Here is a 26057-nt window from a genome sequence, read left to right on the forward strand (position 1 = left end):
TGAGGGTGAACAACGGGGACCGCATCGATCGAGTCATTTTCCTGCTCTCATAACCTTAGCGAACCAAACCCTAGTGAGCGTAGTAAGGGTTCGCCTCGATTAACAAGAAAAGAAGTCCGATAAATCCAAATAAGAAACTCGCCACATTTGCGGTAAGCACCATCAGTATTGTGCGCTTCGTTGTCACTGGGTTATCGATCACCTTATTTCTGTGCATCCGCCTAAATATCGAAGCCATCATGCTAAACTCTACCGTCGCGACGACAAATTCCATGACACATATTGCGATCCATGCTGAACTATTATCGGAACCGTACAAGTTGGCAAAAAAGACTGCGTCCATTTGAGACACAGGATTTGTGATCGCGTTTACGAACAAAACCCAGCCTACAAGTTCTTTTCCTGCTTTTCCGGACCACCCGAAAAAGGCCCAGATGACCAGGTATTCAATGATCACTGTGCACAAAAAATTCCCAACCAGCAACTCCAGCCGATTATTATTCCAAGAATGATTCAGTTGGTCCAAAGGCAGCGGAACATCATTGGCGTGACTCAATCCAATTGAGCCTCCCAAGACGATCCAGAGACACAAAAGCGCTGGAGACAAAGGAATCAGACGCAATATCATATACCTAGGATGAACAAAATAGTCTGACATTTTTCTCTAATCCAAATAGTTTAAGCAGTCACTACAGACCAATTTACCTTTACGATAAGTAGCAGTAAAAGAGCAATGGCCTAGGCTATTATCGAGCTTGCTCGAGACTATTTCTTTCTCTTGCATCTCATTGATGACGACCAGTCTGAGTTCAACCTTTCTTCGGGGAGCCCGGAACTCTGCAGAGATACTTCCACCATGCGGATCAAGATAAGGCTTGTCCAGATTCGAGTATGTTCTGATGACGAATTCAGGTCGGTCCCATATAACCTGATCGTCTACCGTGACTTTTTCAAATCGAACATCCGAGCCTGACATGTTGGAAATAGACACCTGGCTCGTCGTCAACAAATAGTAGATGAAGCATGCCGGTGGCACTAAAATACTAAAAACAATTACCCAAAATAGCTATAGTTTCGCCCTTTTTGTATTCTGGACGGTTAGATGGTGAGATAATCCTTGAAAAAATAAGGCGTTCCGCACATACCCGGTTTTGTGTAAAGATTCTGGGAAGGAGGAACGCCAGTTGAAGAGATCTATACCAGATCCGTTCGGGATTGACGAGATTCATTTCAGAGCGTGTTTCAGCGCACCGAGTTTCCGTATCTTCGTTGCGCTGGTGGTCGGTTGGGTGCTCACTATGGGCAAGCACACTATCAGCCAGGTGATTCTGACCATGAGACTCCATGAATCCAAGCACTTCGCCAGCATCTACCGATTCCTCGGCAAGGGACGATGGGAGACTGACTTTGTCTCCTATTTCGTCTTCAGAATGTTGGTAGAAACGCTGATTGCAGAAGGGATCGAGATCCTTGTGGTGATTGACGACACCTTGAACAAGCACACTGGCAAGAAGATCTGTGGCGCGGGCTGGCAGCATGATGGTTCACTCCCAAAGCATACTAAGCAAAAGGGGTATGGAGTGTGCTTTGTCATCATAGGACTGGCGATTCGCCTTCCCGGCATCAGCGATCGCATGTTTTGTCTGCCATACGCTGCCCGCCTTTGGTGGCCGCCAAAGGCCAAGTTTAATCCCAAGAGCCTGCCCTACAAGACAAAACCCGAACTTGGATTGGATCTTATAAATCTGACTCATTCATGGCTCCAAGAGGGAGAAAGACTGAGAATTGTGTTCGACCTGGGATACTGCTGCGATACCATCCTCAAAGCACGACCCAAGAATGTGCACATTACAGGGAGGCTGAGAAAGGATGCAGCTTTGTTCGCTGTGCTGGAACCTGCTCCATTTACAGTGATGGGCAGACCTCGCAAGAGAGGCGCTCGACTGCCCTCCCTGGAAACGATGTTCCAGGACCCCAATCTGGGGTGGAATGAGATTAGGGTCTTCTGCTATGGAAAACAAACTAAGCTCCTGATACATCAGTTCACGGCGCTATGGTATCATAGCGCAGGGCAACAGCCTCTTTCGATCGTGTTGTGCCATGACCCGGCCGGCCACCATGCCAATATGGTGTTTTTCGATACGGACCCTCAGGCTGCACCACAGCAGATTATCGAGCGCTACGCTGCACGCTTTAGCATTGAGATGACCAATCGAGAGACCAAGAACCTCCTGGGTGCGGCTGAACCTCAGTGTCGGAAAGAGACCTCGGTAACCCGTGCCCCTATGTTTGCTTACTGGGCCTACTGCTTTGTAGTGCTTTGGTTCGTTGGGCAATTCGTCACTGCAAAGAACCTCGTTGCCGACCCGGCTCCCTGGTACTGCCGGAAAAAGTCGTTCACCTTTTCAGACATGCTGGCAGCAGCTCGAAGGAGTCATTTCTCGCTGAGAATTTATTCGAAAGCCAGCCGAATCAATAAGTTCGAAAAACTCAACGGCCCGCGCTCCACGCGCGGACTCGACCATGCAAGAATCGCGAAACTATAGGTCTTGACCCTGTAGAGAGAAGCCGGATCGAGATCACGATCTCTTACCAGTTCATCCACAATAATCTTCCTTTTGTCGGGGGTTCGAAGAGTTATTTCGTAGTATCCTTCCCGGGCTTTTTCCTGAGAGGCTTGCTGAGCTGAGGCAGGAAACGCGGTGACAAGACCGAGAACAACAGTGATGAACAAAACGACCTGAACATTACGCATCATCATATTCTCTCCTTCCGAGCTTCGTCGGTGAGAAAATGAAAAATCAGATTTCAAACACTGATACTTGGTTTGAATAGCTGGATTATACATGATAGGTGATGAAAAAGCAATTAATATCAATCTCACTATTGCCTCATGCTGACCAATATTCGATAAATCCTTCATTGTATTCCTGGGTCTCATGCAACCGCTTTTTATGTAAAGGGAAACGACACTGTAATCATACGAAGTGCTGAGAAAGCCATTTTTTTGTATACTCTGCAACAAATTGTCACGTCTTTCGTGGACCTCAATTCTCGAGTGCGGTTAAATTATTGACAAAACGGATCATTTTCGATATAATCCGTTTATTCGTGTACCAAATAAAGGGGAAAACTATGAGAGCAAAGATCGCTGTTCTGGCGTGCTTCATGGTCTTTTTCTATGCCTGGCCTCTTCAGGCGGATGACAAGAATGTGCAACAACTTCTTTGGGATGCTTTCAGAGCTGAAAAGAATAGCCCTACTTCGGCGAAAACTATCGAAAAGTTCCAGCAGGTTCTCAAAGCAGATCCGGACAATTATTATGCGCTCCTGAAGATCGGTATCTCTAAGGCGAATGATCCCAATCAGTTTGTGGAAGCTGTAGATTATTTCCTCAGAGCCGCTCTTTCCAAACCGGACAGTCCTGAAGCGTATCAACATCTCGCGCAGCTCTACTACAAGACAGGCTATATCAGGGAAGGGGACAGATTTCTCAATATGTCCCGTAATCTGAGCGGCCAGGATTTTTACGATTCCATACGACTGCTGGGCTGGAGGTACGAGGATACAGGCAACTACTCTGCCGCGGTTCGGACGTATGCCAACGCGGCATTGCCTCCAAACTCGAAATTCCGCGGAAATCCGTACCTATTACAGCGGCTGTATGCATCGGCCTTGTCTTCCGAGGCTCCCTACGATTGGGCAGAACCGGTGTTCAAGCTTATGCAGGGGGAGAATTCGGGACAGGCCGTAATTCGGACGCTTCAAGCCAAGATGAATCAGAATCCCGAATTTCTGCTTTCGTCTTCTCGAACTACCTCAGGAGCAAATACAGAGCTTCGTGGCGCCATCCTGGACGAATTGCGGAGCGTAGTAGGCATGACGGAGCGGATTCCTGAAACTCCCGAGCTGTCAAACGTGGTCTATAAGTCTTTTTCTTGTAATCCTGGAGACTTGAAGATCAAGGCACCATCCGATCCGTACGCAGCCTTTGCTGGGGCATCGATCGATTCCCCTGAATCTCGGAGGAGAGTTGTCGCCGAGTTGCATCGACTTCGTGACGAAGCTCTGAAGGATCTGGAAAAAGACACGCTCCTCGAGGATAAGGCTGAACGGTTGTTTCTGTTTCTCAAGCGAAATGTTCTGAAGGAGTACAACCTATTCGAGGGATATACCGCAAAAGATGTCGTGGAGCACAAAAGGTTCATTTCTCTCACCGGCACGATTCTCTATGTTCTCATAGCCCGTGACGCAAACCTGCCGGTCTTTGCGGTGCTTGAACCCGGACATGCTTATCCGGTCCTCGATCTGGGCAAGGAGCGCAGAACGAGAATCGAGTTGACTGCTGAGGCCAATGAAGGTTTCGGCCCGGATGCAGAGCAGTTGGCGAAACTTCCGGTACGCGACAAGGAGTTTCGAGTCGGCTCTTTCCAGGGTCTTGGAGAAGTCAGCGATCCGATGAACCTGATAGCCGTTTTGTACAATGTTTCTGCTGACTTTAATCTTTATAGATTTGTCCTGAATGACAACGAAGCTCTTTTCAGGCAAGCTATGAAAATGGATTACAATCTGGATTATCCCAGGCAGACTGAACGCATTAGCGCTATGAAAACCTCCGGATTGGGCAATGGTGATCTGAAATCCTTCTGGTGGCTCGTAAGGACAATGGCTGCTTCGGATAATCGATTCAGACAAGAATTGATCGAACGGTTCAACCGGAGTATCGAGTTGATGAAACAGGGAAACCAAATATTTCCTTTAGATCTCGAGCTCAGAGAGCAAATGTTCACACTTATAATCCAGGCCGCCGCGTACGAAGCGCTTCCCGCCGAAGTGGGACTGGCTGAAAGAGCTCAGCGAAAACTCGCCGGTTTCGCCTCTTCTGAAGACGACACCGGTTCGACAAGTGCTCTTCTTGATGAGGAGCGGACGAGATGGCCGCAAGAAAAACGATATTGGCTGAAGGCGGTTGAAAGAATTGCATCTGCAGTACGTGAGAATCCTTGCGATGAAAAACTCGTTGGGATTCTGTCCATTCTGCGCACGAGAATAAGATCTGTTGCCGAGAAAGTGGACGATATAGCGGCTGAAGACGAATTGAATATGATAACCGCCGGGTTGACGAGATAGGCTTGTCTGTACTACGTTGACGGGGTTCCGGGCTTCCGGGTCCCGTCGACAACCATCCCTTCCAAGAAAACCTTCTGTTACCCTTCTTTAAGCAGCATGCTATAATTCATTCATGAGCACTGCAGGGGATTTCGATCACATTCTCATCAGAGAGGCAAGCGTTCTGGTACGCGTTCCCGAAGGAATCAGGGAACTCAATGATGACATCGTGCCGGAATACTTCGACGTGCGCACCGGGGTACCCCTTAAGAACATCTACCCGGAACTTCAGACAATAGAGCTTCATCGAGGATACTTATTATCGCCCGAAGACGCGCAGGGAATACTGAGATGTGGTTTGCCCGGATTGGAGCCCAAAGTCATCAGTATCTTGGATGTGAAGCAAAGGAGACTCGATTCGGTTGTTGCTGATTCGGTTCTCGATCAGCTGAAGGTTCTTACGGAATTATTTGGAGAATTCCTCCGGGCCGCGGAAGATGCTTCCCAGGAAGAGCGGTACTGGTTATCGCAACAGGTCCTGGGGCTCCTAAGAAAGTTTTCAGGCCGCGAACTTCAGGAACTCCAGGAAACAGTGGAGTGGTTCAGGAATCGTTCGAAAAAATAGAGAATAACAATTTGACAAATGCGGCTGAACATCCTTATGTTTCGAGTATTCAGACGATGATCCGGAGTTTTTTTCGTCATTTGCGGGGTATGCCTTTATGCGGTACATTGCCATTCTTATTTTCTGCGTGACTCTCCTGGTATCGGGAGCACCGGCCGGAGGTGCTGAATCTCAAGTTCTGCGCTTGTACGAAAAAGGAAACTCCCTTATGAAGGAAGGCAATTTCAAGGAGGCGGTTCAGGCCTATTCAAGTGCTTTAAACCTGTTGGAGCCTGATGGGAAGAACGCACATGTGGTCATTCTGGCGCGGGCCCGTGCATATCATGATTCCGGGGAACTGGAGAGGGCCTTCAAAGATGTGAGCACGATAGTGAAATCGGACACGGTCGATGCAGAAACCCTGACATCGACTCTCCATCTCAGGGCGCGGTTACATCTCCAGCAAGGACGCGATCAACAGGCTCTTTCGGACATGACCAGCGCCATAAAGATCTCGCACGAAAACCAATCACTGCGATCGTTGTCTTTTGCCCATCGTGGGATTATTTTCCTTAACCTCAACCGATACGAGAATGCACTGAGCGATTTCAACAAAGCCATCGAATTGGATCCAAATTCCGGATACGCTTATGCAGGCAGAGGCCTGGCATATCTCCGACTGGACAAAATAGATGCGGCTCGTCGCAATGCCGAAATAGCGCTGAGCAAGCACCCTGACGACAAAACGAAGAAACTTGCAGCCAAGATTACCAACGAGCTTTCCGTGTCGTCATCAGGGCCGCTCAGTCTTGCGGTTCCTATAGGGGACGACGGTCATATTTTCGTGCTACTCAAATTCAGCAAGAACGGTCCGCCGCACAGGTTTCTTCTTGATACCGGTGCAACGTTTTCCCTGATAAGCCGAGAGCTTCTGACTCAAATTCAGCAAGAAACGGAAGTGAAATCTGCCGGCAAAGCACGAGTAAAGACTGCTGATGGTTCGGAGCACATGGTGACGCGATACAAAGTCAAAAATGCATTTCTTTTCAATTTACCGCTCGGGGAAGTGGAAGTTCACGTATTTGATAAGAATGCAGGCGTCATCACCAATCTTCTCGGAATGCACAGCATTAAAAATATTTCTGTCTCCATTGATGCTCAGAGCAAGAAGGCTCACATCACAAGAAAGCAATCGCTGGATTAATACCATTTTGCGTTCAAGATGCTTACCACTGACCTAGCTTCGCAGGTCAGGTCCGTGCTTCCGCCTCTCAGTTAAGAACATCTTGAATGCAAGTCCGTATAACTGTGCTCGCGCTCGAAGGGGGTTCAAACGGAAACAGCCGCACGCTTCTTCAACAGAGCGATGCGGCTGAAAGTAGAACCGTAATGAATATGTTATAGCAAATGTCAGAATTCTTGCCCGATTGCGAAAAGCGCTTCTCGAAAATCGGTGGGTGCCGTGCCTCCGTGCCGGCACATTTTTACACAACAAATCGACTAGTTAGGCCCGGCAGGGACGCCAGGCCCCACCGTTCCCTATGAAGGATAGGGGTGTTCAAAACGTCAGGAATTATGTCAACAGCTATAGAAGAGACTATGCAACCATTCAGTTACGCATGAGAGGAGGTTTCTTCAGCCCCGAAGGGTCTTCCCAACAGTAGCCGTGGGTGCAAACCCACGGAAGCGATACGGCAAGTCCTATGTCTTCAGGACCCTGAAAGGGGTCAACCAATAACATTTGGGAATCATTGCCTGTTGGTCGACCCTTTCAGGGTCTTTGAACCATGCTTATGGACATGGCGCTGTCCACGGGTTGACGAAACTGTCTCAAAACTCCATTTTGGGCTCGCGATTTGCCAAGAGATGTACTAGAAAGGAGAGGAATTCAACAACCACGAGGCTGTCATGGGCAAACAGATCCGGGCCGATTACGAACAGATCTTGATGTTTCCGCCGTCAGTGGAAGACTGGGTGGCTAAGGATCACCCGGCGCGCTTTATCCGAGATTTCGTGGATTCCTTGGATCTGTCCGAGTTGGGAATCGAGGTTCCCGACAGCGATACAGGACGTCCTCCGTATGCGCCAGATCTTCTGTTGAAGGTGTGGCTTTTCGGATACTTCAATCGGATCAGGAGTACCCGTAAGCTTGAAAAGGGTTGCCTTGAGAATATGGGGCTGATTTGGCTGACGGGGATGAATGCTCCGGATCATAATTCCTTATGGCGATTCTTCAAGGCGAACAAGAAATCATTGAGGCATCTGTTCAGACAGTCGATTCGTGTTGCTCTGAAGGCCGATCTGATCGGTCTAGCTCTTCATGCCGTGGACGGGACCAAGATCCAAGCCGTCTCATCCAACGACAAGGCTCGGGGTCGTGAGCACCTGGAGAGGTTTCTGGAAAGTGTTTCGGAGAGATTGGACCGCACGATTGCCGATGCGATGACTGAGATAGAGAGAGCCGAGCGGGAAGAGACCGGTGAGTATCGCCTTCCGCAGTCCATGCAAGACGGATTGAAACGGAAACAGCGGATACAAGAGGCTCTGAAGGAGTTGGATGAATCGGACAAGAAGTCAGTTCACCCTTCGGAACCGGAAGCTCGCTTTATGAAGAATCGCCGGACCAAAGACTTGTCGTACAACGCTCAGGCGGTTGCCGACCAAAAGAGCGGCCTTATCGTGGCCGCAGATGTGGTCACGGATGGGGCCGACAACGGGCAATTGGTCCCCATGCTCGACAAGGTGAAAGAGAATCTGGGCGCTGTGGCAGAGGAAAATGTGGCGGACGGGGGATATTTTTCCTCAGGGCAGATAGGTCTGGCCCATGAGCGAGAATACGGCATTCTTATCGGGAAATCGTCAGGGGAAATTGTTTCCGAGAGAGGTGCGGATGAGGATCTCTATCACCGATCCCGGTTCGTCTTTGATCAGGAGCGTGATTGCTTCATATGCCCTGAAGGGCGCTTGTTGCCTTTTCATCAGCGGAAAATTAACGGCAAGAACCACAATGAGGTTCGCAGGTATCACTGCAAGGATTTTCTAACGTGTCCCAATCGCTGGAAATGCTCCAAGAGCAAGAACGGACGCCTCATAGACCTCAGCGTTTACGAGGCGGCCCTAGAACGACACCGCAGCAAGAGGGAAAAACCAGAGAACAAAGAGCGCCTGAAGACTCGAAAGAAGATTATCGAGCCACCGTTTGCCTGGATCAAGAGCGCATTAAGCTTTCGGCGATGGACCGTGGCCGGAATCGACAACGTAAAGGCCCAGTGGGACCTTATTTGCACGACCATAAATCTCAGGAAGCTCTACCACCATTGGGTATCCGGCGAGGTGGCATTCACGTAAGCAGCCGGAGGGAGACCATGACCTTATAACGGACAGTACACTCGGATCGAACCTCGCCTGATCTTCACTTGACGGGACTGCTTTTTTCCCAGAAGCAGGTCCTCCCGTCCGGCTTGCGTGATTCGCCGCAGTGCGCAGGTTTTGAGACGCTTTCTGACACCCGTGGCTACAATCGGGGCGCCCTTCCAGGGCGTGCCAGGTTATGACTAGATGGTTACATGGCTGTTGCTTTTTATCCACTTTACAAGAGGAAGAACCAGGGATTTTGGTCTAAATCCCTGAAACCAACCCGGATCCCAATTTAGAAAAGGGGAACGTTGGCTGCCAGCTTGATTGTCGCAAATGACCATTCAAGCAGCCGTGAGGCGATTACGACCATTGCCATCAATGCAAAATTCTTTCCCGCGGCTGACGCTTCTCAGGACGCTGCTTTCCGAATGCTGCTCCAAAAGTGAGCTGATGCTGTTCCAGCGCACGAATCTGATCCCGTAATTCGGCAGCCTTCTCAAACTCCAGGTCCCGAGCTGCAGCGAACATCCGATCCGTCAGTTGTTTGATCAGACCGGGAATCTCGTCCGGAGCCACGTCGGGTAGATCGGGTTTCTTCTCAACTTCCACCGTGACGTAATCCTGTTCCGCGAGAGAAGAGAGGATGTCGGTGATGTTCTTACGAACCGTTTCCGGCGTTATGTCGTTTTCGACATTGTATTCCTGCTGGAGACGCCGTCTTCGCGTGGTCTCCTCCGTAGACTTGCGGATGGATTCAGTCATGTGGTCTGCATACAGAATCACCGTGCCTTCCACATTACGAGCAGCCCTACCGGAAGTCTGGATCAGCGAACGCTCCGACCGCAAGAACCCTTCCTTGTCTGCATCCAGAATAGCAACGAGAGCCACTTCAGGAATATCCAGACCTTCTCGCAGAAGATTGATTCCCACCAGCACGTCGAATTTCCCCAAGCGCAGATCGCGAATGATTTCCATGCGTTCTATGGTGTGGATTTCAGAATGCAGGTACTTCACCCGAATTCCCAGGCCTGCATAGTATTCGGTAAGGTCTTCCGCCATCTTCTTTGTGAGCGTGGTGACCAGCACTCTATGACCCTGATCGATACGTTTGCGGATTTCACCTAAAAGATCGTCCACCTGATTGGAAGCGGGCCGCAGTTCAATCATCGGGTCGGTCAGGCCGGTGGGACGAATGATCTGCTCTATTACCCGGTCTTTGCTCCTCTCCAGTTCATATGGGCCGGGAGTTGCCGAGACGTAAATGGCTTGATTCACGTGAGATTCAAACTCTTCAAACTGCAACGGCCGATTATCCAGCGCACTGGGAAGCCGAAATCCATAATCGACCAGGTTCTGTTTTCTGGCTCGATCTCCTCTGAACATGCCGCCCAATTGAGGTATGCTGACATGGGATTCATCGATCATAAACAGGGAATCTTTGGGAAAATATTCCAGGAGCGTAGGCGGAGGCTCGCCAGCATTGCGGCCGGTGAGATATCGGGAATAGTTCTCGATACCGCTGCAGTAGCCCATTTCCCTGAGCATCTCCACATCGAATTTGGTTCTTTCCTCTATGCGCTGAGCCTCTATGAAACGATTCTGGTCGCGAAAGAACTCCACCCGCTCTTTCATTTCCTCAAGAATGGCATTTACAGACGAAAGCAGTCTGGATCTTTCCGTCACGTAATGGCTTGCCGGATAAATCGCAACCTTTTCGAGCGAGCGAATCACTTTTCCCCTGAGTGGGTCAATCTCATAGAGTGACTCGACTGTATCGCCAAAGAATTCTATCCGGAGCGCAACCGATTCTTCGTAAGCAGGAAATACTTCAACAACATCGCCTCGGACTCGAAAGGTTCCCCGGTGGAAGTCTATGTCATTCCTCTCGTACTGGATTTCCACGAGCTTCCGTAACACTGAATCCCTATCGGCGTCCTCTTTATCAATGAGGTGCACGAGCATGTTTTGATACGATTCCGGAGATCCGAGACCATAAATACACGAAACCGACGCTACGATTATGACATCCTGCCGTTCCAGAAGAGATCTTGTCGCAGAATGTCTCATTTTGTCTATCGTTTCGTTGATGCTTGAGTCTTTTTCAATGTACGTGTCAGACTGCGGTATATAGGCTTCCGGCTGGTAATAGTCATAATAGGATACAAAGTACTCTACCGCATTCTCAGGGAATAATCCTTTGAATTCGGCGAATAATTGAGCAGCCAGCGTCTTGTTCGGGGCAAGCACGAGCGTGGGTTTTTGCACTCTTTCAATGACATTGGCCATGGTATACGTCTTCCCCGAGCCAGTCACACCCAACAAAACCTGATGCTTCAACCCGTTCTCCACACCAGTCGCTAAAGCATCTATGGCTTGAGGTTGATCGCCCTTGGGTACGTAATCGGAATATATCTGAAACGGCCGCATGTATCTGTTCCTCAACTTCGTATTCAAGGCAGTAATATCGGGGAAACCCTTCTTGTAAGAAGTGTTTCCCCGAACCCCATCCCAAGAACTTTCAATATTTGGCTACATCCTTGTTTGCTTCGCAAACTAACGATGCAGCCGAAATGTTGAAAATTTCTTGGAAGAGCTTGGGAAACCTCTTCTACAAAGAAAGTTCCTCCAACACTACTACTTAAATGCGAACATATGACGTTCTTCATTTTAAAGATGGTTTAAGGATCTTAAGGGAATTATGGATTTTCCGTATTACTTTTTCCAGGTTCTTGAATCCCTCGGTTCGATCCGAAATCACCATCTGGAGCACTCGTTCCTCAGCAATGTAATACTGTACAAGCTGGACAAGCTGTAGACCGCGATGATCTTTATAAAGAAAAATAGTGTAGCCTTGAGTTCCGTCAAGTCCCTTAATTTTACCCTCTTCGAGAACCGAGCTATTCTTCATCTCCTGTTTCAGCTTTCGGAAGAGGTCTGCAATCGTTTCTGCCGTAACAGGACCTTTCTTTTGGCGCTCCTGGATGAAAACGCTTATTCTTAAGGTGGCTCCTGGGTGAAAGATCTTGATCTCGTTCTCTCCGGCAGTTTTCAGGGTCATGGATGTCGGGTAATCGAACGTGAATCTCCCCGCCGGATCGGCATATTTCGAAAAACCGTCTTGCCCGGATGCAGTTCCCGAAAGCACTATCGAGAGGATGATTATGAGAAACGTTGCTCGCGTCATCACTCCTCGCGACTCCACCCGCGTTTACGACGTGTCGATTTTTCTTCCTTTTCATCAGCAGGAGGACGCTTTAGGTCCGACAATGCCTGCCCAAGGGTTCGTGCCAATTCGTACGTTGCGATTTGCAGGCCGTTGATTATTCTCGACCTGAACCACCGATCCGGTTCGGATTCGCGGAATACTGCCAGATTTTCCAATTCCTTGTCGCTCAAGTGCCTGAATGTGTAGGCGATGGTTGTGATTGCCGTTTCCCCTATTCTGCTCTTTTCAAAGCCGAGCCCTTTTTCCACCATACCGATTTTTTCGTGTAATCGGTCGTCGTTTGCTGCATTTTCAGGGTCCGATCCGGAGAGCAGTCCTTTAATGACACTTTTTACGAGAACTTGATTGTTGCCATAAACATCTTCTGCCACAACGATTCTTCTCATAAGCTCTAAACGTTCGTCATCCTGTGATGCAGCCATCTTTCGGCTTTCTCGAATATTCTTCAGCAGAGCGGGATCCAGAGCGTTTTCCTGGGCGCGTGCAACTTTTTTTCCCAGAGACGATTCATAAAATTCTACTACTTTTCCGAGATATTCCTGTTTCAACTCATCTCGGATAGAAGAGCGCAAGATTTTCAGCAGGGTATCTTGGGCGGAATTCTTCTTAAGCAACGCTTCGGTTTCGTTCCTCGATCTGGAGTCCGGAAACACATCGGAGGGAACCGAGGCCAAGACAGATTTCGGCAAGGCGTCGAGCTGACCTGATATACCGGAAATTCTGAGTGCTTGATCGATCAGACTGTCTGTGCGATCGGCGAATGTCGCCTGAGAGGTAAACAAGACCAGAAAAAGCGTCAATACAACTGATGCGCAGCTTGATCGTCGAGGTATCGTGTTGATGTCCTGCAATTGGGTTACACCTTTAAAGCGAATGGAATTCCGAAGGAATCTGTTTCAGTTCCCCTTCCGGACTGACGGCCACCAGAGTAACCGTTGCTGTAATAAGATAATCCCGAGGCTCGCCTTGACGGGTTATTATCTGTTTGACAACAATTCTGAACCGCGTCGTGCTTTCAATCCAGGTCCGTACGACCAGGGAATCCCCCAGTTTTGCGGGAGCATGGAATACAATCTCGACCTTGTGCACCATGAACAGGTACCCGTTATTGTGGTACTCCGCGACGCTCGACAAACGCTTTTCAACGTATTCCGTACGGGCTCGTTCCAGGAATTTTAAGTAATTGGCATGATATACTACTCCCATGCAGTCTGTATCCTCGTAGTACACCTTGCATTCGAAGAGCAGCTCTACCGGACGTGTCGGTCTGGTTGCCGACTTGGATTCCACAGGCTCCAAGGTCGTGTCCTTTCAGAAGATATTTCTGAAACGCGTTGAAACGCCTTCGGCGGCAGGATAGCAAAGAAATGCATATTCTTCTAGCCAGCCGTCTCTGGTAGTGTAGGAAAAAGGAATCGCAGAGGATGTGGGATGCAAAAGATTGAAATGGCCGGATTCATAATAGCGCCAGTAGTTGGGCTGTCCGGTGTCTTAGTAATTGCTGCAGCAATTCTGTTGCAGGCGACCGGGGCTCTCGCATTACATACAGTCAGTCTCAATCCTGAAAAATCCGGTAGAATGACGGAAAGCCACTTTCAACGCCAATAGTGTTGCATGGATCGAAAGACGAATATGATACCTATTCCGAACGCCAAGAACCACCAGTATGTACGTCGAGAACGTGGTGAAGGCGAAGCGTAAAATCTGGAGATGCTGATCCATATGAGCCCGATACCACAAACTGCGTCTGTTATGGGAGTAACCCATCCGGGTACTCTGAGTTTCGTCAAATCAAGGAAGCCTTCCGCTATCAAATTAGCACCGAATCCAAAGCACATGATCATACCAAATAAGGGATCGCCCTCCTTTACCCAGAAGAACATACCCAAGATAACGCAAAGTGCTCCGGCAAATAGACAGGTTAACGCGTTGAGATGGTTTAACAGGAGATCCATGCTCTTTGCTCCTCGGATTCCATACAACGAAATCAGACTTGGCTCGAAAGAACCTAACAGTAGATGGGATATTATGGAAGTTTTTTCAATTCAGTATTTTTGATCTTTTTCTGATCAGTGTTGTGCCTCTCCATATATTGCATTTTGTCTGGGCGTCTGATTTCACTACAGATGGCTCAATGACCACAAAAAGAAGAAGCAGCGCCCTGCTTCCTCTTTCTTTCTTGTACCCATATTGGCCCATCGGGAGGGAAAATAGATGGAACTTTAGGAAACTAGATGAATCTTGAGATTACAACTTTTCCTGGCAGTTTTCAATTGTTGTAATCACTTCCCACTCACGTACCATCTTGCCGAAACCATCTTAAATGGCTACGTCTGATTCGTCTTTGGTGCGTAGTTTCTTCATAGCCTTAAACCAATCCGAGGAGGCCCGCTGACACAGGAGTACTGCAGCCCCGCTTTGAAGACCTATTTGGACAATTTCAACATAGTCCAAGTAAGCACCAACTGGGCCAAATGAATCTGAATGTCCGGAAGGCGGAGTCAAGCGTAAGACGGAAAGGAGCGTACCTAAAACAACTACGATCAGGAAAAGAATTCGTGCCCAATTTCGCCCTCTAGCAATCATGTAGCATATTAGCGCCATCACTGTGAGCAATGTTACCGTTATAGGCCATGAGGGGCTCATCCTGATTGTTGAGCACAGGGTCAAAAAGACTACCATAGAAAGCCATATACTCAAGCAGAGCATATAAACCGCGATTGTGATCGTCCATGGCCTCTTAAGCATTGCGTCTTCTTTCATGCAGCATCCTCTGTCAGAACGTCTTTTCACTATTTGACGTGCTGCGATATACCACTTCAGGCTCGTCGTGATGTGCAGTTCTTCTCTGAGTTTGCTGTGAATCTGTTCAAGCTTCTCCAAAAGTCTTATTGGTGAACATCTTTAGAGTCAAGGAAGTTTTGAGGAGTGGGGCAGCGAAGCCAAACTGTGGGTCTGCTCTCCCGAAAAACTCGTCGAATGACCACAAAAAAGGATGCAGCTCCCCGCTTCCTCTTTTTTTCTTGTGCCCAAATTGTGCCCATCGGGAGGGAAAATAGGTCAAACTTTAAGAAACCAGATGAAACTTGAGATTACAACCTTCCTTACTGGTTTCCGATGGTTGCAATCACTTCCCCTGTGATAAATTGAGATTATCGAAATGTCCAGAATGTCCTCGTAGTACACCTTGCATTCGAAGAGAGGCTCTACCGGACGTGAAACCGCTTTGGCCGACGTGGTTTCTTTCGTGTCCAAGGTTCGGGTCCTTTCGAATGACTTCCGGGTCGAACAGTGACGGACAGCATAACGGATTCCGCGTCAACAGAAAACCCCTCGCTTGCAGAAGCCAATTTGAGGACATGTCATTACCAGGGGCGAACCAATATCCGTTTGAGCGTAGGAGTATTGGTAGGTACCGTGCCTCCGTGCCGGCACACCTTAAATGTACTCAATGATATCAAGATAATGGACCGACAGAGACGCCGGTCCCCACTAATATCTTATGGATTATGCCCTTAGCTCCGCCAATTACCAGCATCGCATTGGGGCGCCACTCATCAAGGTTCAAAAGTCCCGAAGGGACGGACCGTGGGTAGCCACGGGTTGACGAAAGCGTCTCAAAACCTGCGCACTGCGGCGAATCACGCAAGCCGGACGGGAGGACCTGCTTCTGGGAAAAAAGCAGTCCCGTCAAGTGAAGATCAGGCGAGGTTCGATCCGAGTGTACTGTCCGTTATAAGGTCATGGTCTCCCTCCGGCTGCTTACGTGAATGCCACCTCGCCGGATACCCAATGGTGGTAGAGCTTCCTGAGATTTATGGTCGTGCAAATAAGGTCCCACTGGGCCTTTACGTTGTCGATTCCGGCCACGGTCCATCGCCGAAAGCTTAATGCGCTCTTGATCCAGGCAAACGGTGGCTCGATAATCTTCTTTCGAGTCTTCAGGCGCTCTTTGTTCTCTGGTTTTTCCCTCTTGCTGCGGTGTCGTTCTAGGGCCGCCTCGTAAACGCTGAGGTCTATGAGGCGTCCGTTCTTGCTCTTGGAGCATTTCCAGCGATTGGGACACGTTAGAAAATCCTTGCAGTGATACCTGCGAACCTCATTGTGGTTCTTGCCGTTAATTTTCCGCTGATGAAAAGGCAACAAGCGCCCTTCAGGGCATATGAAGCAATCACGCTCCTGATCAAAGACGAACCGGGATCGGTGATAGAGATCCTCATCCGCACCTCTCTCGGAAACAATTTCCCCTGACGATTTCCCGATAAGAATGCCGTATTCTCGCTCATGGGCCAGACCTATCTGCCCTGAGGAAAAATATCCCCCGTCCGCCACATTTTCCTCTGCCACAGCGCCCAGATTCTCTTTCACCTTGTCGAGCATGGGGACCAATTGCCCGTTGTCGGCCCCATCCGTGACCACATCTGCGGCCACGATAAGGCCGCTCTTTTGGTCGGCAACCGCCTGAGCGTTGTACGACAAGTCTTTGGTCCGGCGATTCTTCATAAAGCGAGCTTCCGGTTCCGAAGGGTGAACTGACTTCTTGTCCGATTCATCCAACTCCTTCAGAGCCTCTTGTATCCGCTGTTTCCGTTTCAATCCGTCTTGCATGGACTGCGGAAGGCGATACTCACCGGTCTCTTCCCGCTCGGCTCTCTCTATCTCAGTCATCGCATCGGCAATCGTGCGGTCCAATCTCTCCGAAACACTTTCCAGAAACCTCTCCAGGTGCTCACGACCCCGAGCCTTGTCGTTGGATGAGACGGCTTGGATCTTGGTCCCGTCCACGGCATGAAGAGCTAGACCGATCAGATCGGCCTTCAGAGCAACACGAATCGACTGTCTGAACAGATGCCTCAATGATTTCTTGTTCGCCTTGAAGAATCGCCATAAGGAATTATGATCCGGAGCATTCATCCCCGTCAGCCAAATCAGCCCCATATTCTCAAGGCAACCCTTCTCAAGCTTACGGGTACTCCTGATCCGATTGAAGTATCCGAAAAGCCACACCTTCAACAGAAGATCTGGCGCATACGGAGGACGTCCTGTATCGCTGTCGGGAACCTCGATTCCCAACTCGGACAGATCCAAGGAATCCACGAAATCTCGGATAAAGCGCGCCGGGTGATCCTTAGCCACCCAGTCTTCCACTGACGGCGGAAACATCAAGATCTGTTCGTAATCGGCCCGGATCTGTTTGCCCATGACAGCCTCGTGGTTGTTGAATTCCTCTCCTTTCTAGTACATCTCTTGGCAAATCGCGAGCCCAAAATGGAGTTTTGAGACAGTTTCGCAAACCCGTGGGCAGCGGCGTCACAGTATAAAGGCTTGGACCCTGAAAGGGTCAATCATTCGGTTCATCTGAGTTCAAGGTTGAACGATGGTAGACCCCGCCAGGGTCCTCACTGCTCGGTTTGGCTACAATTCTTTCCATGGGTTGCACCCATGGCTACGATTTGGATCGCCCCGTTGGGGCTCCGACTGGCACGTCTCAGCCACATAAGCGCCAATAGCGGAGCCAAAGGAACAATCCAACATCTTATATTGGAGCGTGGTATAAACACCCGAATTTTTGACAATCGCCTGAAATCAGCCTCTTGAATCAGGAGATTGTCCCGCTAGACGCAGAATCGCTGCATGCCTTGTGATGAACCGCGTGTCAATCGGATGAATCCGGTTTTTCGGATTCGTTCTCTTCCGAATCCAGATATCCGGACTTTTCCATCCATTCCTTTATGGTCTGTTCGTATCCTCTTCCTGTTGGGTGATAGAAACGTGTCTCCCGGATTTCTTCAGGAAGATACTCCTGATCCACCTTTGCGTCGGGAAAATCGTGGGCGTACTTGTAACCTTTTCCGTATCCGATTTTCTTCATGAATCGGGTGGGAGCATTCCTGAGGTGCAAAGGCACGGGCAAATGGCCTGTTGCTGCAATCTCTTCCTTCACCGCAATATACGCGGCTTCAAGCGCATTCGACTTGGGTGACGTCGCGAGAAACACTACAACCTGCGCCAAAGCCAAAGCGCATTCAGGCAGACCTATGTACTGACAGGCCTGATATGCTGCAACTGCCTGCTCCAGAGCACGTGGAGAGGCAAGGCCCACATCCTCGCTGGCAAACCTGACCAGTCGCCGCGCTACGTACAGCGGGTCTTCTCCTGCTTCGATCATCCGACCCATCCAGTACAGCCCGGCATCGGGATCGCTGTCTCGCAACGATTTATGGAGTGCGCTGATAAGATTGTAATGCTCTTCGCCGGTCTTGTCGTACAGCAGGCTTCTCTTTTGAGCCAGTTCTCTCACCAGATCGATGGAAATCACTCCATCATGATGCTTTTGAGCTTCCAGGGCTGCGGGTTCGAGCAGGTTCAACGCAGCTCGTGCATCACCTCCGGAGATAACCGCTATGAAATGCTCTGCATCTTCATTCAGCTTCACCTGCAAATTGCCTAAACCCTGTTCTGTATCCGTCAGACCGCGGCGAATAATCGCGCGGATATGTTCATCGGAAAGCGATTCCAAGATGAATACCCGAAGTCGTGAGAGCAACGCGGAGTTTACCTCGAAGCTCGGATTTTCCGTGGTTGCTCCGATCAGGATCAGCGTACCTCGTTCTACGTGAGGAAGAAGATAATCCTGCTGGGACTTGTTGAATCGATGGATTTCGTCCAGGAAGAGAATGGTTCGGGTGCCTCCGTACTTGAGATCGTCCCGAGCTCGTGCAGCGATTTCCTTTATTTCCTTCACCCCAGCGGTAACAGCGGAGAAAGGTACGAATTTCGATCCCGTTGCCTCCGCGATAATGGTTGCCAGCGTTGTCTTACCTGTTCCGGGAGGTCCCCAGAACAACATGGAAAACAGCCGGTCATCACGAATGGCATTCCTCAGGATCTTGCCGGGGCCGACAATGCCTTCCTGGCCTACGAAATCGTCCAGATTTCGCGGTCTCATTCTATCAGCCAAAGGTCTGTCCGGACCCGTAACCAAAATGTTTTCGAACATATCCATACTGCTGAACCTAACGCTAAGCGTGTCGATTATCAAGAGCACATTCGCTTCATATTCGATTTTGTTGATTTGTCATGCGAAAACAACCAGTTGTCTTTCGATTTTCCCGGAAATCGGGTTTGAGTGAGAAATGAAAAATTTCCGTTGGCGAACTACGCGCTCAAGAATAAAGCGATTGCCAAAGATTCTGACGTTTATAGTAAATGTCAGAATTCTTGTCCGATTGCAGAAAGCGATTCTCGAAAATCGGTGGGTGCCGTGCCTCCGTGCCGGCACATTTTTCAAAATAAATCAACCAGTTTGGCCGGCAGAGACGCCGGGCCCTACCGGTCCTTATAAAAGGTAGGTTGTAGGTCGGTAGGACGATGAGAAATCTGTGCCTCTATTGATATCATTGATCATATTGAAGATGTGCCGGCACGGAGGCCGGCACCCATCAATACTCTGACCCTCAAGTAGACATCATTTTTGGAGGTTCCTAAATTCCTTCAGATGTCTGTAACAAGAAATCCACAGTGATATTAGGTACTCTACCATTTCTCTGGATTTTATGGCTGATCCGTGGTACTTAGTTCTGTCCAAATACTCGAAATCTGTCGAGGCTTGCATGCAACGAATCGGGTTCGTGTTGAAACGCGGAGATCAGGAAGCGATTCGACTCGGTGAAAAGATCAAGGATTTTGTGGTGAAATCCGGCAAAGAGGTGCTGCTTGAATCTACGCTCACCGCATTGGCCGACAAATGGGGTGGCCGAGCCACAGACCGCCTCACGGACGAAGCAGATATTTTGATAGTGCTTGGAGGAGACGGCACGATACTTCGGGCCGCGTCTCTGTTGAACGATACTTCCATGCCCGTGCTTGGGGTGAATCTCGGAAGAGTTGGATTTATGGCAGAGCTTTCACCGGACGATGCTATTTCCGAGCTTGAGTCCGTAATGAAAGGAACTGCGGAATATGCGACCAGAATGCTTCTGGAGATCACGTGGGAAGAATCAAGCCGGATGCGTGTTCTCAACGATGCAGTAATCCACTGGGGCGCAATTGCCCGGTTAATCGATTTGGGACTAAGAATAGGATCCTCCAGCGAAATAGAACTCAGGGCCGACGGGCTGATCGTGTCCACTCCAACGGGTTCCAGCGCTTACTCGTATGCAGCGCACGGTCCTTTGATTCATCCCGATGTGGAAGGTATTCTCCTCACACCGATCTGTCCCTATGTGGGACTAAGGCGTCCCCTGTTGCTTCCTCCGAACGTGGAAATCGAAGTAATACTCAAGAAAGGGCCGTCTCTCACGATGACTCTCGACGGTCACACAACCATTAACCTTGAGGAAGGTCAGTCGATTCGTATTGCAAAGGCGCCGATTCCTTTTACTATGGTAAAGTGCAGGACCAGGGATTACTTTGAACTTTTAAAGCAAAAAAAACTTGGCCTGGTGTGAGCTTTCACGTATACGATCCTGGAGCAAAAGGACGTTATTCGCAGCAATCCTCACGTCCGCAAACACGTCGCATGATTGTGAAAAACCGCTTCCTGAATGCTGAGATATCTGAAAATAGCGAATCTTGCCATTATCGATAACGTCGAAATCGAATTCGGCGATGGATTCAATGTACTCACAGGAGAGACAGGGGCTGGAAAATCTATCCTGATCGGAGCGCTCAATCTGCTGCTGGGAAGCCGCGGGTCCGCGGAACTCATCAGGACAGGCGAAGAAGAAGCTCACGTCGAAGGATTATTCGAGATTTCTCCGACATCATTGCCTGATAGTCTGAAGGAAGCAATCGGATCCGGTGAATTTGTGCTTTCCAGGAAAATTGCCCGGTCCGGTCGTTCCAGATGCTGGATTAATGGAAATCTTGCCAGTGTCGGCATGCTTCAGAGTATCGGCTCTTCTCTTGTCAGCATATTCGGACAACACGATCACCGCGTGCTTCTCGATCCGGATGAGCATATCGACATTCTCGACCGATATGGAGCGCTGGACAAGCAGGTCGGAGAAGTTGCCGACCTGTACTCGAGATGGAAAAAAGCGGAAAAGGATCTGGATGCAGCACTCGGGCGCCTGGAAGAGTTAAAACGTGAATCCCGCGAAAATGCAGATTCCATAAAGGAGTTATCAGAGGCCGGTCTCAAAGCCGGTGAGGAAGAAGAACTGACGCAAGAACGGGACACTCTGAAAAAAGCGGTTCAAATTCGAGAAAAGGCCTTCGAGGCATACCAGGTTTTGTACGGAAAATCCGGAAGCATAATCGAGAACCTTTCCGACGTGAAGCGGGCAACGGATTACCTTGCGTCCACAAGCCAAAAATTTGAAGCTCTCCGGGAGAATTTTCAAGATGCCGTGTACCGGCTGGACGACGTTGCCCTGGAGCTTCGTGACATAGCAAAGAACTTCTCTGCCGACCCGGCTCGCCTGGAAGCCATAGAAGAAAGATTGGTTGCCCTGAGACGTCTGAAAAGGAAGTACGGCAGAGATATCCCCGGTCTCGTTGCTCTGTTGGATTCCCTTTCACAAGAGGAAGGAAATCTCCTGGATGCCCAGAATCTGGTGAACAAAACCAGGGCGGCTGCCACTCAATTCCATGAAGATTATCTCAAGGCTGGAGAAAATCTTTCCATATCCCGCAAAGAGGCGGCATCTCAGCTCGAAAAGGCTATGGGACAGGAATTGAGTGAACTTGCAATGCGGGAGGCGGTCTTTTCGGTCGAGTTTCAACCTCTGGAACGCGACCGGTCTTCACAAAAAGGTCTCGAAAGCGTAGAATTTTTCCTCGCATCCAATCCGGGGGAAGCTGCACGGCCCCTTGCGCGGATTGCCTCGGGAGGCGAGCTTTCGCGTATCATGCTGGCTCTTAAAGCTCTGCAGGCAGATGGACAGGGTGCATCGACAGTGATATTCGATGAAGTGGACGCGGGTATTGGTGGTAATACCGCGTTTGCTGTCGGCTCCAGATTGGCGCGAGTGGCCCGGCGGCAGCAAGTGCTCTGTGTGACTCACCTGCATCAAATAGCCGCTCTAGCGAATCATCATTTTGCAGTACAGAAGCACGTGAGTGAAGGACGAACCCAGATTGACGTAAAGAGCCTCGATTCCGAAGCCAGACCTGCGGAACTGGCGAGAATGTTGGGCGCCGGTTACGATCCCGAATCTGTAAAAGAGCACATAAAGAAACTCATGGAATTTCGCAGCATGGAGAACTCGCAGTGATTCGAAAAGCCCAGCTTTCGGACATGAAAATCATACACCAGCTTATCATGGAGCAGGCCAAATTCGGCCACATTCTGGCACGAGCTATCAGCGATCTCTACTCGCAGGTGAGGGATTTTTCAGTATTAGTCGATGATGCGACAGGAGAAATACTCGGGTGCGGTTCGCTGCATATTGTGTGGGAAGATCTTGCGGAAATACGGTCTCTTGCGGTAAAATCATCACACCAAAGTCGAGGACTTGGTACACTTTTAATCGATTTTCTTCTTAAGGAGGCGAATGAATTAGGCATTCGCCGCGTATTCGTCCTGACATATAGGATTACGCTCTTCGAGAAGCTCGGCTTTTCGGTTATGGATAAGAGTCAGCTTCCTCACAAAATCTGGGCCGACTGCATCAAATGCACCAAATTCCCGGAATGTGATGAAGTAGCGCTGGTGAAAATTCAATGATAGCAAGATGGGCAACAGGAACCGCATTCCGGAGACGGCGGCAATTCGACGAATCGATAATGCTGCTCTCATCATGGAGATTCATCACTAGGCTTACGGTATTGATGATTTGCATGGTTTGGCTTGGAGGTTGTGGAGTCATAAATGTCGGAAAGTGGAAGGGAATTGAGAGTACCGCGAAAGATGAGAATTACTATTTGTTGAAAGATGCATTTCTCACCGCCGGTTCGGCAGCTCTTCCCAAAGATAGCTTCGATCACACCATGAATGATATGGTGACTCTCATATTCATCCCCAAAAATGAAAAGAATGAATACGTTGCCGAGACCCGATGGATCGATCCTAACGATCAGGAATACCGAGTGATTCGCACTGCCTTTGATGTCAAAAGGGAGGGGAGGGAAGGCCTAGACAGGCGTAAAGACGGCACTCCCCGCATGCACGCCATGCCCACCAGAGAGCTCGCGGGCCATAAGAAAGGTTTGTGGAAAGTAGCTTTGTATCTTGATGATAAATTGGCTCGACGACTCTCCTTTTCCATTCGTTAGCCAAATTCGATGAACGTGCTGCAATAATGCTACGACTAATCGCTCAGGGAGCCCCAACGGGGCGATCCAAAATGGTAGCCATGGGTGCAACCCATGGAAAGAATTATAGCCAAACCGAGTAGTGAGGACCCTGGCAGGGTCCACCATCGTTTGACTAACTCGGATGAACCCAATGATGGACCTTTCAGGGTCCAAGCCTCTATAATGTGGCGCCGCTGCCCACGGGTTTGCGAAAGTGTCTCAAAACCGTATTGACGCTCAGAATCGTGCCACGCTGACACCCGGCGCTGAAGCACCGGGCTATTTTCTATCGCCCCTTCGAGGCTCAGGAAGCTGACGTCCCAAAGGGACGTAGGATAATAGCCCGGTAATTCATTGCCGGGAAGAAGGATGTCGTGCCACGATTTGGGGTAAGTTTCGACTATTGAGACAGTCTCTTGCACTCGTGGCTACTCATGGTCCGTCCCTTCGGGACTTTGGAGCTTTGAGCCAAGTGGAGCCCTGACGGAAAGCTGGCAAATTAGCTGAGCTAAGGTCATACTCCATTCCTCAATATGGCTGTGAATAATTGTCTGGTTTATTGCTTTTTTTACAGGGGCTGGCCGCAATAAACCTTGCGGCAAACAGGAGCACGCAAGCGGCTCACAGTTTTGTTTGCATCCGTACTCCGGCTTGCAAGAGAACACAGGAATTGGTAAGATATAATCCAAAATGAAGTTTAACTCCGGAGGCTTGGTGAAAATTACCCGAAACAATATGAAGCTAGTACTGCTTGGACTTATTTGTTTGAGCATTTGTTTTGCGCAGCCGGTCTTCGGAGATCAGCTCTATGCGCCTGAATACCTGTGGGCAAAGGGTATCGATTCAAAAACGGAGGCCGTGGAAATCGTCGATACTCATTTGGGAATCCCGTACAGAGACGACGGTGCACTGGACGACAAGGGTTATTTCACCTCATTCGACCGCCCGGATCGCTTCTTTAATACGCCCGGACTGAACTGTAGCGGTCTTGTGGTATCTGCGGCCCGTTTTCTCTTTGATAAGAATTTTACCCTGGCAGAGGTTACCCGTGATCGGCAAGGCAACAGCGGTAATAATTCCCCAATGGGAAAAGATTGGGATTTTGGCTGGGATTTGATTCTCAATCTGAGTGACGGCAGGCAACCTAAAGTCATAATGCCTGACGGAAAGGATTATCCGCTTGAAGGCGCCGATGGCATGAATCTCAGGGGATTCGATCTCCAGGACACTTCAGCCTGGAGAAGAGTAATCAGCCAGATGCAGCCCGGTCATGTTTACTTCGGAACCATCAGCAGAGCCGGGAATGAAAGACCGTACAAAATACTGCATTATCATGTCGTGATGATGATCCCGGATAGCAAAGGCGCAGTATGGCTGTATCATGCGACTCGCAGGAGCAGCGTTCATAAGATGAACGTCAATACCACCCAGGGACTGAATCGTTTCATGAGCCAATTCAGAGGCTCCCGGGGCGATGAAAAGATGATTCTCGTCGTCTCCGCGGTTCTGCCCACCATAGGTCAGGAAACGGTCGCAGATGTTCCCACGCCTGTTGCGGGAGAAACAGGTGCTGCTCAACAGCGTCAGCCTGGGACTGCAACGGCCAAATTGGAACCGTCGGACACGAACCATGACGCCGCTCCGACATCCGAAGAAGAGGAACAGGCGCCACCACCTCCCCCGCGAGAACCTGAGAAGAAGGGACCGGAGATCGTCATTAATCATCTGGCAGGCAAAGTATTCAAAGCATTTCCTGACCTCAATGGTTCTATTCCAAAATTTGCGGATGATGCAAAGCAGGCGTTGAGCTTTCGTTTTCAAAATCACGGAAACGCCGCCAGGAAAATTGAAATTATCCTGCAAGGCCCCCGCGGAAACTCTCAGTATTCTGGCAGCTTGGAAAATAATGCAGACGAACTGAACGTCGTGTACCCCAGAGATTTCACGAATGCGGAACCCTCTACCAGCCAGGGAGAGTACCTGGTAAATGTGAAAATCGATGGCGTCCAGTGGCTGGCCAACGCTTTTGAAGTCGCAATGCCGAGAGAGGCTCAGCCTAAAATAACCAGCGTGAAGGTCCCGAACACCGTAGAAGCAGGAAAGACTTTCACAGTTCGCATTGACGCTCAGAATATGGGTGCCGAATCCGATTATGGAGGCATAACCGTTTCGTGCCCGAATCCCGCGGGACTCAAGATCGTCTCGGCAAAACCGGGAAAAGTCTTTTCTCAGGGGAGTACAGTCCTCTCGGTTATGAGCGATAAAATCAGGACCAAGGTTCCCATGGCGGAACGATGGATCGAGCTCTGGGGCGAGAACAAGCCCTATGACATGACTGTGCAAATTCAAGCCGGCAAGCCCGGGACCTATCCGTTGTATGTTCGCTGCGCTCTCAGGGGTGTGAATGTGAAGAGCAGCGTCATCCTGATGGACCCCGGTTCGTCCGACACTGCGGATCAGCAAGGATTTCCGGTAAAGGTTTATAATATCACCGTTCGTTGAGTTGGAAGCTGGGAGACG

20 protein-coding genes are annotated in these 26057 nt (G+C 49.6%); 11 read left to right on the top strand and 9 right to left on the bottom strand.

Annotated elements, in window-relative coordinates; genetic code table 11:
• Positions 1-70: 70 nt before the first annotated feature.
• A complete protein-coding gene (locus tag DESTI_RS21860; RefSeq protein WP_041286556.1) occupies positions 71-556 on the bottom strand; it encodes a hypothetical protein in 486 nt (161 codons plus the stop codon).
• Positions 557-664: 108 nt separating this feature from the next.
• Positions 665-976, bottom strand: a complete 312-nt coding sequence (locus DESTI_RS21865) for a hypothetical protein (protein ID WP_014812156.1) — start codon at positions 974-976, stop codon at positions 665-667.
• 208 nt (positions 977-1184) lie between these two features.
• Between DESTI_RS21865 and DESTI_RS21870 the strand changes: the two genes are divergently transcribed.
• The 5 genes from DESTI_RS21870 to DESTI_RS21890 all read left to right on the top strand — a co-directional run bounded on the left by DESTI_RS21870 (position 1185) and on the right by DESTI_RS21890 (position 9061).
• Positions 1185-2546 (top strand): IS701 family transposase, encoded by a 1362-nt coding sequence (locus tag DESTI_RS21870; RefSeq protein WP_014808181.1) that lies wholly within the window; start codon positions 1185-1187, stop codon positions 2544-2546.
• A gap of 589 nt (positions 2547-3135) precedes the next feature.
• Positions 3136-5130 carry a tetratricopeptide repeat protein gene (locus DESTI_RS21875; protein WP_014812158.1) on the top strand — a complete coding sequence of 665 codons (1995 nt, stop codon included), beginning with the start codon at positions 3136-3138 and terminating at the stop codon, positions 5128-5130.
• 112 nt (positions 5131-5242) lie between these two features.
• Positions 5243-5734, top strand: a complete 492-nt coding sequence (locus DESTI_RS21880; RefSeq protein ID WP_014812159.1) for a hypothetical protein — start codon at positions 5243-5245, stop codon at positions 5732-5734.
• A gap of 97 nt (positions 5735-5831) precedes the next feature.
• Positions 5832-6917: a tetratricopeptide repeat protein gene (locus DESTI_RS21885; protein ID WP_014812160.1), complete on the top strand. Its 1086-nt coding sequence runs from the start codon at positions 5832-5834 to the stop codon at positions 6915-6917.
• A gap of 704 nt (positions 6918-7621) precedes the next feature.
• Positions 7622-9061, top strand: coding sequence for an IS1182 family transposase (locus DESTI_RS21890; RefSeq protein ID WP_014808019.1), 1440 nt, complete (start codon positions 7622-7624; stop codon positions 9059-9061).
• Between the two features lie 384 nt (positions 9062-9445).
• On the opposite strand, the gene uvrB is transcribed toward DESTI_RS21890, so the two are convergent.
• From uvrB to DESTI_RS21910, 4 genes are all read right to left on the bottom strand, one after another.
• Positions 9446-11497: an excinuclease ABC subunit UvrB gene (gene uvrB, locus DESTI_RS21895; protein ID WP_014812161.1), complete on the bottom strand. Its 2052-nt coding sequence runs from the start codon at positions 11495-11497 to the stop codon at positions 9446-9448.
• A gap of 235 nt (positions 11498-11732) precedes the next feature.
• Positions 11733-12254: a hypothetical protein gene (locus DESTI_RS21900; protein ID WP_014812162.1), complete on the bottom strand. Its 522-nt coding sequence runs from the start codon at positions 12252-12254 to the stop codon at positions 11733-11735.
• A complete protein-coding gene (locus tag DESTI_RS21905; RefSeq protein ID WP_014812163.1) occupies positions 12254-13147 on the bottom strand; it encodes a DUF2059 domain-containing protein in 894 nt (297 codons plus the stop codon). The genes DESTI_RS21900 and DESTI_RS21905 overlap by 1 nt, the downstream gene beginning before the upstream one ends.
• Positions 13148-13160: 13 nt before the next feature.
• Positions 13161-13586: a YbgC/FadM family acyl-CoA thioesterase gene (locus DESTI_RS21910; protein WP_237671502.1), complete on the bottom strand. Its 426-nt coding sequence runs from the start codon at positions 13584-13586 to the stop codon at positions 13161-13163.
• Between the two features lie 141 nt (positions 13587-13727).
• Here DESTI_RS21910 and DESTI_RS30950 point away from each other — a divergent pair, with 141 nt between their 5' ends.
• Positions 13728-13904, top strand: coding sequence for a hypothetical protein (locus tag DESTI_RS30950; RefSeq protein WP_014812165.1), 177 nt, complete (start codon positions 13728-13730; stop codon positions 13902-13904).
• On the opposite strand, the gene DESTI_RS21915 is transcribed toward DESTI_RS30950, so the two are convergent.
• The 3 genes from DESTI_RS21915 to DESTI_RS21930 all read right to left on the bottom strand — a co-directional run bounded on the left by DESTI_RS21915 (position 13892) and on the right by DESTI_RS21930 (position 19302).
• A complete protein-coding gene (locus DESTI_RS21915; RefSeq protein ID WP_014812166.1) occupies positions 13892-14251 on the bottom strand; it encodes a hypothetical protein in 360 nt (119 codons plus the stop codon). The two genes, DESTI_RS30950 and DESTI_RS21915, sit on opposite strands and share 13 nt — an antisense overlap.
• A gap of 1807 nt (positions 14252-16058) precedes the next feature.
• Positions 16059-17498, bottom strand: a complete 1440-nt coding sequence (locus DESTI_RS21925) for an IS1182 family transposase (RefSeq protein WP_014808019.1) — start codon at positions 17496-17498, stop codon at positions 16059-16061.
• Positions 17499-17952: 454 nt separating this feature from the next.
• Entirely contained in the window at positions 17953-19302 is a 1350-nt protein-coding gene (locus DESTI_RS21930) for a replication-associated recombination protein A (RefSeq protein WP_014812168.1), read from the bottom strand.
• Positions 19303-19909: 607 nt separating this feature from the next.
• On the opposite strand from DESTI_RS21930, the gene DESTI_RS21940 reads away from it, so the two are divergent.
• The 5 genes from DESTI_RS21940 (at position 19910) to DESTI_RS29270 (ending at position 26039) form a co-directional block, all read left to right on the top strand.
• Positions 19910-20746, top strand: coding sequence for an NAD(+)/NADH kinase (locus DESTI_RS21940; protein ID WP_014812169.1), 837 nt, complete (start codon positions 19910-19912; stop codon positions 20744-20746).
• Positions 20747-20842: 96 nt separating this feature from the next.
• A complete protein-coding gene (gene recN / locus DESTI_RS21945) occupies positions 20843-22516 on the top strand; it encodes a DNA repair protein RecN (RefSeq protein ID WP_014812170.1) in 1674 nt (557 codons plus the stop codon).
• A complete protein-coding gene (locus DESTI_RS21950; protein ID WP_014812171.1) occupies positions 22513-22968 on the top strand; it encodes an N-acetyltransferase in 456 nt (151 codons plus the stop codon). The genes recN and DESTI_RS21950 overlap by 4 nt, the downstream gene beginning before the upstream one ends.
• Positions 22965-23516 carry a hypothetical protein gene (locus DESTI_RS21955; protein ID WP_014812172.1) on the top strand — a complete coding sequence of 184 codons (552 nt, stop codon included), beginning with the start codon at positions 22965-22967 and terminating at the stop codon, positions 23514-23516. The genes DESTI_RS21950 and DESTI_RS21955 overlap by 4 nt, the downstream gene beginning before the upstream one ends.
• A gap of 735 nt (positions 23517-24251) precedes the next feature.
• The gene (locus tag DESTI_RS29270) at positions 24252-26039 is read left to right on the top strand and encodes a hypothetical protein (RefSeq protein ID WP_014812173.1); all 1788 of its coding nucleotides are present in this window, start codon (positions 24252-24254) and stop codon (positions 26037-26039) included.
• Positions 26040-26057: the final 18 nt, after the last annotated feature.

This window comes from Desulfomonile tiedjei DSM 6799 (assembly GCF_000266945.1).
Classification (GTDB): domain Bacteria; phylum Desulfobacterota; class Desulfomonilia; order Desulfomonilales; family Desulfomonilaceae; genus Desulfomonile; species Desulfomonile tiedjei.